This window comes from Pseudomonas sp. Z3-6 (genome assembly GCF_051131985.1).
In the GTDB taxonomy this organism is placed as follows: domain Bacteria; phylum Pseudomonadota; class Gammaproteobacteria; order Pseudomonadales; family Pseudomonadaceae; genus Aquipseudomonas; species Aquipseudomonas zanjanensis.
Genome location: NZ_CP071644.1, coordinates 2,763,215 through 2,775,387 on the forward strand (window position 1 = coordinate 2,763,215; position 12,173 = coordinate 2,775,387).

Genomic DNA, 12,173 nt, shown 5'->3' on the forward strand with positions numbered 1-12,173 from the left:
CGGTCCGCCCTAGCAGAGTTGGATCTGTTTGAGCTGCTCAAGACGAGATGCATTGCGCTTTAGCTTTTCGATAAGCAAAGGCACTCGTAATTCGGCTTCGGAAAAATACAGGCGGGCGAGGGCAGGTTTGCTTCTGAGAAAATCCTCATCAGACGTTGACGGCGTGGCGGCGTCCGCAATCCATGCCCATAAATAGCCAAAAACAACGGTCCCCAGTAGTTCCAGAAAGTCTGGCGCAACCAACCCCACGACATCCCGGTTGAAAACGGTGTCGACGGACAGTTGTTGAATCAATGGTTCGAACTCGACCTGCCATGCGCTCAGAGTCGTTGCAACATCCTCCAGATCTGGGCGTTCGCGAAGACGCTTGGCAAGTGTTGGAATGTGGTCCAGGAAGATTCCCAAGCGCTGCCCCTGGTCACCCAAGGTCTTGCGCCCCAGCAAGTCCAGCGACTGGATATAGTTCGTGCCTTCGTAGATCGGACAGATAGCCGCATCCCTTAGCAATTGCTCCATGCCGGTTTCGACGATGTATCCGTTCCCGCCGAAGAGCTGGAGCGCCGAAGCGATATGTGTACCTGCATGATGGGAGAGATAACCCTTGACGACGGGTGTCAGCAGTTCTGCAAGTTGGAAAGCCTTGGTGCGCCGCAGGTCATCCGGATGGCAGCGCGCCTCATCGAGCAGCGTACCGACCCAGGCGCAAAGCAGACGAGCGGGTTCGATGAACAACCTCTGCTGGACAAGGATCGACTTGACGCCAATATGGCTGAGCAAAGGATCAGCTGATTGATCCGGATGTGTAGCACCGTTCAACGCACGGCCCTGGAGGCGCTCCTGGGTGTAGCTCAGCGCATTCTGGTAAGCGATCTCAGCCAGGCCTACGGTTTGGACACCGACAGCCAGCCGTGCACTGTTCATCAGCACAAACATACAAGCCAGGCCTCGGTTCAGTTCGCCGACGCGATAGCCCTTGGCATTCTCGAACGACAAGGCGCAAGTAGCGTTGGCACGAATACCATGTTTATGCTCCAGCGAAACGACGGACACGCCGTTCCCTGAATGACGACCCTCCAATGGGTGCTTTGGCACGGCGAATAGACTGAGGCCGCCGGTACCTGCAGGTGCGCCTTCCGTCCTGGCGAGAACCAAGTGAACGATGTTTTCGCTCAGGTCATGATCGCCGTTCGAGATGAATATCTTCGCGCCGCTGAGCAAATAGGAATCATCCGACTGGGCAATTGCTGTCGTGCGAATCAAACCAAGATCACTGCCGGCTTGAGGCTCGGTAAGGCACATGGTGCCAAGCCATTCGCCGCTGGCCAGTTTGTCGGAAAACAGTGATCGAACCCGTGCATCGCCAAATCGGTCGATGCAACGTAGAACACCTTCGCGAACATTGGCAAAGATGCTGAAAGACACGTTGGAGGAAGCGAGCATTTCATCAAAGAAAACCCCGGCTGCTCCTGGGAAGCCTTGCCCGCCGATCGCCATTGGCACTGTCAGGGCGGGCCAACCGTTCTCCTGGAACAGGCGGTAAGCCGATTGAAAACCCCGCGGGGTTTTGACTTCACCATTTTCGAGCCGGCAGCCCTCGACATCGCCGCTGCCGTTCAAAGGCAGCAGTTGTTCCTGGGTGAGTTCGGCACCGACCTCCAGAGTTGCCTTGAAGAGGTCGATGTCGATATGGCAGTGCTCTGGTAGCAGAGGCAACAGCTCTGGAAGTCGAAGAACCTTGCGAGCGAGGAAGTCGAACTCCTCCAATGGTGCTTGGTACTGAAGCATGTCGTTGCCCCTGCTGGTGAGTTAACGGCCTTTGAATTGCGGCTCGCGTTTCTGCATCATCGCCATCACGCCTTCACGCACGTCTTCACTCTTGATCAGCGTGAACAGCAGCTCATTGAGATTGGAGAGGGCGGCATCGTCGCCTTCATCACGAGCCTGGAAAGCGGACTGCAACGTAGCCTTGATCGCCAGGGGGGCGGCCTTGGCGATGCGTTCGGCGTATTCGATGGCACGAGGCAACGCCTGTCCGGGCTCAACAACCTCGGTCAGCAGACGCATTCCTAATGCATCATCGGCATCGAACTCTTCGCCGGTCAGCATGTAGCGCATTGCGTTGGTCCATCCGGCCGCTTGTGTGAAGCGCACAGTGGAACCGCCGGAAGGTGGAATACCACGCAAGACTTCCAGATGAGCGAAGCGGGTGTTGCTCGCGGCTATTGCGATGTCGGCGTTGAGCACTAGCTCGATGCCTGCTGTATAGCAGGTACCTTGTACGGCAAGGACAATCGGTTTGGTGCGACGCGGCTTCGAGACGCCCCAAGGATCGATGCCTTCATCGGGATATTTGAATCCTCCCGAAGCCAGCTTTGGCGTCAGCTCCATCAGATCCAAGCCAGCGGTGAAATGCTCGCCGTGGGCAAATACGACTGCGCAGCGCATGTCCGCGTTGCGCTCGTACTCACCCAGCGCCAGGGCTAGGTCGTTCAGCATGGCGCTGTCGAAAGCATTACGTTTGCCGGCCCGATCCAGACCGATAAGGAACAGATGACCACGCTGCTCCCGGGTGACTCGACCCGGACCGCTGTTTGCTTCGCTCATGGGAGATTTATCCTGGCTTTGTGAGATGAGGACCTGTATTTTCAGGCGAATCGTAGTTACTTACCGAACGTTCGGTTTGATTAAACTAAACAAACATTCGGTAACCGTCAAATTGAGACGCCAACGCTTATGGCATAGAATCAATTTGCATGATTTAGAACAGGAGAAGCCCATGCGGCCACTGAAAATCCCGCGCGATGAGCTCCTACAGCGCTGCGCCAACACCTTCAAGCGTCTTGGCTACCATGGCACTACCATGGATGCGTTATCGTCCGCCTGTGGACTGACCAAGGCCTCGTTCTATCATCACTACCCCAACAAGGAATCGCTCCTGCGGGACGTATTGGACTGGACGCATGAACGGCTGAAACAGTCGCTGTTCTCTATCGCTTTTGATGAAAGTCTGGCGCCGCAGGAGCGACTTACACGCATGGGGCGCAAGGCTGGCAAGCTCTTTCAGGACGATTCGATTGGCTGTCTGATGGGCGTCGTTGCGGTCGATGCCACCTATGGCAAGGTAGAGCTCATGGCGCCAATTCGGCGCTTCCTGGATGATTGGACCCTGGCATCTGCCGAGCTCTATAGCGGCCGCTACAACCGGGAGGAGTCACTGCGTTTGGGAAGGCAGTTGGTAGCTGATTTCGAGGGCGCAATTTTGTTGGCCCGTATTTACGCAGATCCAAGCTACATAGACGCAGTGATCGAGCGCGGCCTGCGGCAGTTGGACTGCACAGTGATCTGCGCCTAGGTCAGTTCCCTTTCAAAACTCCGTTTCACTTCCCCCCATATCAAGTCGAGCGGTTCTACACTGCGGGCTGCCCTGCAAAGAGCGACAGACCCCTCGATAGCGGCGATTGCCAGTAGCGCCAGACTGTGTGACCGAGCCTTGGTCACTCCAGCCTCCCGTAGCGATAAATCGATGATTTCTCGCCATTGCACAAAGATGGCGTTGGCTTGATTTAGCAGTTGAGTCTGGATTTGCGCTTCGAGTTCGGGCTCAGCTTCGCCACGTTGATCGGATGTGTACTGCTCCACTGAAACGGCCAATACCGCACAACCAGCCTGATAGTCGGATTCTTCCAGCATTTTTCGCCACAAATCAACGAAGCGTTTCATGCCATTCACTGGGCCGTATTTATTCAACAGTAATTTCAGCGGCTCCGTGACTTCGCGTCCGGCATGCTCAACCGCGGCTTCAAGCAGTTGGCGCTTACCGCCAGGAAAATGATGGGCAATGGATCCGCGCGGCGTGTTTGAGTAGCGCACCACCTCACGCATGCTGGTTGCTGTCAGCCCCTTGCGGCGTAGAAGATCCGCTGCGCCGACAATCATTCGATCTCGAGTAGAAGTGTTCATCTTAAAAAATTATGCCATACGTCATAGTTTGGTGTAGTCTCGGCTTTGACTATGCCATATGTCATAGTCTCTATCTACTCATTCCGATACGAGGCACAAAAACAATGACTGCTCGTCCAACGCTTCCCAATCCAATCGATTCCGTAGCCCTGGCCTCGCTAGACGCACCCGAAGGCTGGCTTGCCTACCCGCTGGGCGATGATGTAATCGAAGGTAATCCCGACACGCGGATGAAGTTGCTTCGCACCGTAGGCGTGAAAACCCCGTACAAAGCCGTCGCGTTTTTTACTTCTCAACCTTCGAAGTTCGACTGGCGCTTTGAAAACGATGAAGCCTTCGTACTGCTTGAAGGTCGTATCGCAATCACTATGGACACCGGCGAGCGATTCGAGATGACAGCCGGCGATGGTGTCTCGATTCCGGCAGGACACACCGGTGTCTGCGAAGTCTTGGAGTTCAGCCGCAAGTTCACTGTGGTTACGAGTGGGAGCGTCGAGTAATCCACGATTGCTCAACAGGCAAAGAGGCAGCGAGGGGCGGTTGAACCGCGCCGCTCGCTGCATTTAATGAAGGGAAGGGGATGGCTTGGCTGCTGAGGCTGCGGCCTCAGACCCTGAAATGCTTAACGACAGCACTCAATTTGACCGCCAGATGCGCCAAAGCTTGTGAAGCTGCGGTTGTTTGCTGCGCACCTTCGGATGACTGAATAGAGAGCTCGCGAATATTGAGCAGGTTTCTATCCACCAAACGAGCCACATGGGCTTGTTCTTCAGTCGCACTGGTGATGACCAGATTGCGTCCGTTGATATCGTCATTTGCAGCGACTATTTCAGCCAATGCATGGTTTGCTGCGTCAGCCAGGGCTAGCGTCCTTTGCGTCATCGCGTTGCTGTTTTGCATGGTGGTGACGGCCAGTGCCGTACCGGCTTGAATGCGGTCGATCATCTGCTCGATCTCGCTGGTAGATTGCGCTGTGCGGTGAGCAAGTGCCCTGACTTCGTCCGCGACAACCGCAAAACCTCTTCCGGCCTCACCCGCCCGTGCAGCCTCAATGGCCGCGTTAAGGGCTAGCAAATTGGTCTGTTCAGCGATCGCACGGATCACGTCGAGCACTTGGCCGATGCCTTGCGTTTGATCGGCCAATGCTCCTATTTGCTGCGAACTCGTTTTTACGTCACCGGTGAGGGTCTGTATGGCGTCTACGGTTTCGATCATGCGTTTTTGGCCGTTCAGAGCAATGATTCGTGATGCATCTGAGCGCTCTGAGTTCGAGGCGGCATTTCTCGCAATCTCTTCTATCGCCGTGGTCATTTCGGTGACTGCAGTGACGGCTTGTTCGATTTCACTGTGCTGCTGTTGGATATCGCGGTCCCCTTCGGCGGTGATGGCATTCAATTCTTCCGCGGATGAGGCCAGTTGGTTTGATGAGCTGGTGATCTGTTTCAGGGTCATTAAAAGGCTTTGTTGCATGACGGACAGGGCTTGAAGCAGACGAGTTGCTTCGTCATTGCCTTGAGGTTTGATCGGTTGCGTCAGATCGCCTCCAGCAATGGTCTCGGCCAGCTTGACCGCCTCGAAAATCGGGACAGTGATACTACGAGTTAGCATGAAGGCAATGAGCAGGGTGCCTATCGCGACAAGCGCAATGGCTGCATTGATGCCGTTGGTGGCACTGTTATAGGCCTCGGCGGACCGCGTTGCGGCGAGCTCCGCACCCTGATTGGACTGGTCGATCAAATCGTCGAAATTTTTCGTCAACTGGTCGTAGGAGTCACGGATGGTCAGTAAATAAGATCGAGCATCCGATTTTTTACCTTCCCTGGAAATTCGAAGAAGCTCCAAATGATGAGCGGCATAGACATTCAGGCTTTTGTTGAATGTTTCGAGGCGGACCTTATCTTGCTCGTTCGTCAGAAGCGCTCCATACAGCTTCATCTGCTCGTTTACCTGCTTCAATCTTCCCGCTGTTTTTTCTTCGTAGGACTGCATATCCGTGTCAGTCGTCGACAGGATATGTTGCATCGAACCCATTCGGTAGCGGTTCAGGGAAGCGTTGGCAGCTCCCAGTGCCTTCACGCGTTGCATCCAGTTGTCTTTGATATCAATCGCTTCAGACTGGACATCGTTGATTTGTTGTAAAGCAAAAAAACCCAGGAATACCCCGAGAAAGGCTATGACGGCAAAACCCAAAAAGCCCGGGGGGCGATCCGAATCTTTCTTAAGAACATTTTTCAGTCCTGCGAGCGGGGCAAAATTGCCGCGGGGTGATCCAGGGCAACTGCAATGGGAGAGGAGGTAGGCTGCACCCACCTCAGAAAAAGTCCCGGACACATTGCTGCGGCCGGGATATTCAGTACTACTCAGTCCTTACGTAGGGTTTGCGAGGATCATCCTCCAGCATGCAAAGGGAACAAGCCCAGCAACAAGCACACCGCTAGCAGCAAGAAACTCAGCGCAAATGCCCATTTAAGGGTGTATTTCTGATGGTCACTGAACTCCACACCCGCCAAGCCACAGAGCAGGTACGTAGAGGCCACGAGAGGGCTAAGAAGGTGGACAGGCTGACCGACCAGCGAGGCCCGCCCGATTTCCGCCGCGGAGATACCATAAGCCGCCGCAGCCTTGGCAAGCACCGGAAGCACGCCGTAGTAGAAGGCATCATTGGACATGAAGAATGTGCCAGGGATGCTCGCCAGCGCCGTGATCGGAGCCATGTAAGGCCCCCATGTTTCAGGCAGCATGGCCAGGAAGCTGGCTGACATTGCATTGACCATGCCGGTACCGGAAAGGATGCCCGCCAGGATGCCAGCAGCGAGGAAGATCGCGATCTGGTTCAAGGCTGTTGGGGCGTGAGCGGAAATCCGGCGACGCTGGTCATTCATGTGCGGGTAGTTGATCACCAGCGCGATGGAAAAGGCGACCATGAACAGAATGGAAAGTGGCAGCACTTCCATTACCAAGCCAGTCATCAAAGCTATCGTCAGGCCGGCGTTGAGCCAGAATAGCTTTGGACGACGCAACTCGGCGTTCTCGTCGGACATCGAGGGTAAGCCTTCGTCATTTTCGTCGTCGAAGACTGTTGCCGCCGCACCTACCGACAGGCGGAGGGTGCCCAGACGCTGACGTTCCCGAATGCCGATGAAGTAGGCCAGTCCCATGACCCCCAGGAAGGCAACTACCATCACTGGAATCAGTGGCAGGAAGAGATCAGCGGTATCGACCTGCAAAGAAGCCGCAGCGCGAGCCAAAGGACCGCCCCATGGCAGCAGATTGGTCACGCTCGCCGCCAGGATCACTACACAGGTCAGGCACAACGGGTCGATGCGCAGCCGCTTGAACAAAGGCAGCATCGCCGTGATGGTAATCATGTAAGTCGTCGAGCCATCACCATCCAGCGACACCATCCCCGCGAGTAAAGTGGCGAAGATGACGGCCTTCATCGGGTCGCCGTTGATCAACTTGATGAATTTTTGAATGATCGGATCGAATAGGCCGGTATCGAACATCACGCCGAAGTAGAGGATTGCGAACATCACCATGATCGCGGTGGGCGCTACCTTACGCAGCCCGTCGATCATCATGTTGCCCATATCCGGACCGAAGCCCGCGAGAAGCGCGAATATGATCGGGACTGTCGTCATGGCAACCAAGGGTGACAACCGCTTGGTCATGATCAGCGCCATAAAGGTCACGATCATGCCGTAGCCGAGAAATGAGAGCATTTGTATCACCTTGACGTAAAGTACAATTGTTTTTATGGATGCTGCGCATTAAAGCGCATCAAGGTTTCGCAGAAATTCGTCGGGAGAGAGCCAGTGAGTCATGCCAAGTGTTCTGGCATCAACTCATGTGCAGGCCGCCATTCAGCGAAAAGTCGGCGCCATTGGCGTATCCGGACTCATCGGAAGCGAGCCAGGCGCACATGGAAGCAATCTCTTCGGGAGTACCCAGACGGCGAGAAGGGATGTCCTGGATGATGCGATCCATGACATCGGCCGTGGTGATGGATTTGAGTTTGGCCGTGGCAACGTAGCCAGGCGATACGGTATTTACAGTGACCCCACGTGGGCCGACTTCGCGCGCCAAGGCTCGGGTAAAGCCGCGGATTGCGGACTTGGCGGTCGAATAGTTGACCTGACCCACCTGGCCCAACTGGGCATTGACCGAAGAGATGTTGATCACGCGGCCCCAGCCTCGTTCAGCCATGCCATCGATGACCTGCTTGGTCACGTTGAACAGTGAGTTGAGATTGGTATCGATGACGGCGGTCCAGTCGTTAGGTTGCATATCGTGGAAAACCACGTTCCTGGCGGTGCCGGCGTTATTGATCAATACGTCGATAGGCCCGACGTTCCTTCGGATCTCCTCGAAGGCCTGGCAGCAAGAATCCCAATCAGCAACATTGCCCTCGGAGGCGATGAAGGTGAAACCGAGCTCTTTTTGCTGCGCTAGCCAAGCGTTCTTTACGGGAGAGTTCGGACCACAGCCCGCGACTACGGTAAAGCCATCCTTTGCCAGTCGCTGGCAGACAGCGGTGCCTAGCGTTCCCATGCCTGCCGTGACAAAGGCGATTTTGTTGGTCATGCGTTAACTCCTGTTGTGTTTTCTTGTGGGGAGCATTGCGGGCGGCTTGCGGGAGCCACTGGCGCCTAATAGACCTCACTGCAAATTGTTTTGCAAGCGAACACGATACAATTTATGCAAGGTTCGCCGCATCCTTACGAACGGTCACCTTGCGGAACATGTGAGTGCATCACCTTCCATAGCCCCTTGGTGCCAACCTTAGCGAGCAATGTTCACCTTCTACCCTGCGCTTGGTACATCGTCTTTTTTAGCGTTTGGGCAGGCCTTGAGCTTGCAAGAGGCGGCGAAGTTTCAGTACCGCACTGTCAGGTGTCGTCAGTACCTTGAGGCCGCTGGTCCTGCTTGCCTGTTCAGCTGCGTGGGTCATGGAAAATTGCGCGAAACACAGCAGATCGCTGTCCGTTATGAGGCTAGCCCGCTCGACGATCAGATGATCGTGGCGCTCCTGATCGCCGTTTCGCAGGGCCTCGAAAGCGCTGTCGCAGATATGGGTCGTCAGTTTGAGCGGCCGACCCTGTTCAAATGCATGTTGTTCGAACTCCTCGACCATCGATGCAATGGCGGGTTGAAAAGTTGCTAGCAGGGCGAGCTTGCCATTGTTTTGCAGAGCTTCCTCAATCATCGCTTCGTTAGGCTTGAGCACCGGAATACTCAGGGCGCGTTTGCACCGATCAATGGCGTCTCCAAAGGCCGAGCAGGTGAACAAAATCGCGTCGGCTCCTGACTCTGATGCGTAGGTGGCAAGTTTCAGGAAGCGTTCGGTCAGTGCCGGAGTGAGTTCACCGGCGTCTGCCAGATCGCGGGACAGCGAATCCTCCATCAGATTCGCTAGCCTGGCCTCAGGCCAAAGCCGCTCGAATGCCTCGTTGATCGGCGCTATGGAAACCGGTGTGGCATGAATCAGATAAATAAGCGGTACGGACATGGAATTCCCCTGGGCGAGTATTGCGTTTGTAATGGGCGGTAGTTGGCACTGCATCGCCTGACGTGTTGATGTGCATCAGGTGTGTTATTTTTCTGCAAGGCTGCGCAATGTGGCGTCCCTGTTCATTCTCTCGCCATTGACTCCATCCTTTATCAATACTGGTTTCCATGAATTCAGCTGAACCGATCCTTGAACCACCATTGACGGGCGATCTGTCCAAAATGAAGCCCAAGATCAAAAAAGACCTGGCGGAGCAGTTGGCGCCCAAGATCATTGATATGGCCCGAGCCAGATCCATGCGCGCCGGCGATCCGCTGCGTGAAGAGGCCTTCGCCAAGGAACTGGGCGTCTCCCGCTCGCCGATACGGCGTGGGTTTGCCTTGCTCGCCGAGCTTGGCCTGGCCATCAAGGAACCCAATCGCGGGTATTTCCTGACCGCTGACGCGCGCGGCATCGACAGCGGAAAGCTGCCGTTGGAAGTTGATCCCTTTGAAGATTTTTACCTGCGTGTGGTCGATGACGTACTTCGCGGGGACATTCCGACGACATTTTTCGAAGCAGAGTTGATCCGCAAGTACGAAGTGCCTCGCGGACAACTTCTCAAGGTCTTGAGTCGCTTGGCCAACGAAGCAATGGTTGAGCGCAAGCCTGGGCAGGGTTGGGAGATCAACAGCTTTCTGCATGACTCCAAGGCCCACATCCAGAGTTATCGGTTTCGAATGGCGATTGAGCCCGCCGCAGTGCTTGAACCCGGTTATGAGGTGGATAAGGCCGCGTTTGCCAAGGCGCGCAAGGCACAGCAACAATTGCTTGATGGTGACATTTTCAAGTTGTCGCGATCGCAGCTGTTCCAAATCGGCGCACAATTGCATGAGCTGATTGTCCGTTGCTCGGGCAATGCTTTTTTTCTCGAAGCCATCCGTAGACAAAACCAGTTGCGTCGATTCATGGCTTACAAGGCCAACGTGGATCGGCCGCGATTGATCAATCAGTGTAAAGAGCACATCCGTCTCCTGGATCTCATCGAAAGTGGACGGCGCGAAGAGGCCGCGGATTTTCTACGCACCCACCTCGATGTCGTCGGGCGACAAAAAACTGAAAAAGAAGCCAGGGACGAGCTGGAGTACCAGCGCAGCCTTGAGGTTTCGATCGTCAGCTAAGCCGCATCTCCTTCAGCACTACCGCTCCGTCCGCATCGACGTACAAATGATCGCCTTCGGCGATGTGCGTGCGGCACCGCGTCTGCTTGTCCGCCTTTCATCAAACCCTCGGCCACGCCCGTTGAAGAGCGCCTAGCGGTCAGTGCCGCCATTCAGCGCCCCGATTCGTCCATGATCGGGGCGAGGTACTGGTCCTCCACAAGGCGGAGTGCAAGGTTGCATAGATTGTATATTCGTGCAATAAAATGCAATGTCGATATCGAAACGACATAACGCCGGTTTCGTCAGCACCGTCTGAAGGTAAATGGTTGGGACAACCTCTCGCCAAAATTGTACGTTGTCGTTACGATGTACATAAAGATGGTTTCTGGATACCGGCTCAGCAAATTCGCCCAATAAAAAATAAGGGGTTAGCGATGCGTATTCTGGTGCTTCCTGGTGACGGTATTGGTCCGGAAATCATTGAGTCTTCAATGGCTGTCCTGCAGGCCGCCAACAAAAAAATGGGTCTTGGCCTGGCGTTCGATTACGACGATGTGGGCTTCGCGAGTCTGGAGAAATACGGCACCACGCTGCGTGAAGAGGTATTGGAAAAGGCCAAAGGCTACGACGGCATCATCCTGGGCACTCAGTCCCATGCGGACTATCCGACTCCCGAAAAGGGCGGTCGCAACGTTTCGGCTGGCTTTCGTATCGGTTTGGATTTGTATGCCAATGTGCGTCCAGCGCGTACTCGTCCGTTCCTGACTTCGAACATGAAGGAAGGCAAGACGATGGACTTGGTCATCATGCGCGAAGCGACTGAAGGTTTTTATCCGGATCGCAACATGAGCCGCGGCTGGGGCGAAATGATGCCAACGCCGGACATGGCGTTGTCCACGCGCAAGATTACCCGCCATTGCAGCGAGCGGATCGCACGCCGGGCATTTGAGCTGGCCATGAAACGAGGGAAAAAAGTCACTGCTATCCACAAGGCCAACAGCTTTCACATGACCGATGGGCTGTTCCTGGAGTGTGTGCGTAACGTGGCCAGGGACTTTCCCGAAGTTGTCCTCGACGATCTGTTGGTCGATGCGTCAACGGCCCACTTGGTGCGCAATCCTGAGCGTTTTGACGTATTGGTCGCGACGAACTTCTACGGCGACATCATCAGTGATCTGGCGAGTGAATTATCCGGCAGCCTGGGGCTCGCGGGCTCGATGATGGCCAGCGACAGCCACTGTTGTGCCCAGGCGCAACATGGCTCCGCGCCGGACATTGCCGGGCAGGACAAGGCCAATCCAGTTTCGATGATTCTTTCCGTGGGCATGTTGTTGCAGTGGATGGGCGAACACCATGGCCGTCCGGTTCTGATTGATGCCGGGTTGATGATAGACAAGGCCGTCGATGTCGTTCTGAAAAGCCCTCAACAGCGTACCCCGGACCTGGGTGGCACTTTCGGTACCCAGGCGTTCGGTGACGCGGTCGCCAAGGTTCTTCTCGGCTGATCGACCAAGGTGCCATGCCGGCATGCCGCCCATTGGTTTGCCGGATCAATAACAAGA

General features: G+C 55.3%; 11 protein-coding genes and 1 pseudogene. 4 read left to right on the plus strand and 8 right to left on the minus strand.

From position 1 onward, the window contains the following. Positions 1-9 precede the first annotated feature (9 nt). Both J3P88_RS12745 and J3P88_RS12750 read right to left on the minus strand, forming a co-directional pair. On the minus strand, positions 10-1,785 hold the full coding sequence (locus J3P88_RS12745) for an acyl-CoA dehydrogenase (protein WP_434575647.1): 1,776 nt from the start codon (positions 1,783-1,785) through the stop codon (positions 10-12). A 21-nt stretch (positions 1,786-1,806) separates the two neighbouring features. Further along, positions 1,807-2,604, minus strand: coding sequence for a crotonase/enoyl-CoA hydratase family protein (locus tag J3P88_RS12750; RefSeq protein ID WP_434575648.1), 798 nt, complete (start codon positions 2,602-2,604; stop codon positions 1,807-1,809). A 172-nt stretch (positions 2,605-2,776) separates the two neighbouring features. Between J3P88_RS12750 and J3P88_RS12755 the strand changes: the two genes are divergently transcribed. Continuing rightward, positions 2,777-3,352: a TetR/AcrR family transcriptional regulator gene (locus J3P88_RS12755; RefSeq protein WP_095962565.1), complete on the plus strand. Its 576-nt coding sequence runs from the start codon at positions 2,777-2,779 to the stop codon at positions 3,350-3,352. On the opposite strand, the gene J3P88_RS12760 is transcribed toward J3P88_RS12755, so the two are convergent. After that, positions 3,349-3,960, minus strand: coding sequence for a TetR/AcrR family transcriptional regulator (locus J3P88_RS12760; RefSeq protein ID WP_235868341.1), 612 nt, complete (start codon positions 3,958-3,960; stop codon positions 3,349-3,351). The two genes, J3P88_RS12755 and J3P88_RS12760, sit on opposite strands and share 4 nt — an antisense overlap. Before the next feature lie 104 nt (positions 3,961-4,064). Between J3P88_RS12760 and J3P88_RS12765 the strand changes: the two genes are divergently transcribed. Beyond that, entirely contained in the window at positions 4,065-4,460 is a 396-nt protein-coding gene (locus J3P88_RS12765; protein WP_030141422.1) for a cupin domain-containing protein, read from the plus strand. 106 nt (positions 4,461-4,566) lie between these two features. Here J3P88_RS12765 and J3P88_RS12770 read toward each other — a convergent pair whose 3' ends face one another. The 5 genes and pseudogenes from J3P88_RS12770 to J3P88_RS12790 form a co-directional block, all read right to left on the minus strand. Next, positions 4,567-5,430, minus strand: coding sequence for a methyl-accepting chemotaxis protein (locus tag J3P88_RS12770; RefSeq protein ID WP_434576428.1), 864 nt, complete (start codon positions 5,428-5,430; stop codon positions 4,567-4,569). 45 nt (positions 5,431-5,475) lie between these two features. Next, positions 5,476-6,291 (minus strand): annotated as a pseudogene (locus J3P88_RS12775) (MCP four helix bundle domain-containing protein); the annotation flags it as partial. A gap of 56 nt (positions 6,292-6,347) precedes the next feature. Further along, positions 6,348-7,682, minus strand: coding sequence for a CitMHS family transporter (locus J3P88_RS12780; RefSeq protein WP_030141424.1), 1,335 nt, complete (start codon positions 7,680-7,682; stop codon positions 6,348-6,350). Between the two features lie 118 nt (positions 7,683-7,800). Next, positions 7,801-8,544, minus strand: a complete 744-nt coding sequence (gene phbB / locus J3P88_RS12785) for an acetoacetyl-CoA reductase (RefSeq protein WP_030141425.1) — start codon at positions 8,542-8,544, stop codon at positions 7,801-7,803. Between the two features lie 247 nt (positions 8,545-8,791). Further along, a complete protein-coding gene (locus tag J3P88_RS12790) occupies positions 8,792-9,469 on the minus strand; it encodes an aspartate/glutamate racemase family protein (protein ID WP_154906229.1) in 678 nt (225 codons plus the stop codon). Positions 9,470-9,690: 221 nt separating this feature from the next. Here J3P88_RS12790 and J3P88_RS12795 point away from each other — a divergent pair, with 221 nt between their 5' ends. Together J3P88_RS12795 and J3P88_RS12800 are read left to right on the plus strand one after the other, a co-directional pair. After that, positions 9,691-10,629 (plus strand): GntR family transcriptional regulator, encoded by a 939-nt coding sequence (locus tag J3P88_RS12795; protein ID WP_033864596.1) that lies wholly within the window; start codon positions 9,691-9,693, stop codon positions 10,627-10,629. A gap of 308 nt (positions 10,630-10,937) precedes the next feature. Then, the gene (locus J3P88_RS12800; RefSeq protein ID WP_235868342.1) at positions 10,938-12,116 is read left to right on the plus strand and encodes an isocitrate/isopropylmalate dehydrogenase family protein; all 1,179 of its coding nucleotides are present in this window, start codon (positions 10,938-10,940) and stop codon (positions 12,114-12,116) included. Positions 12,117-12,173 lie beyond the last annotated feature (57 nt).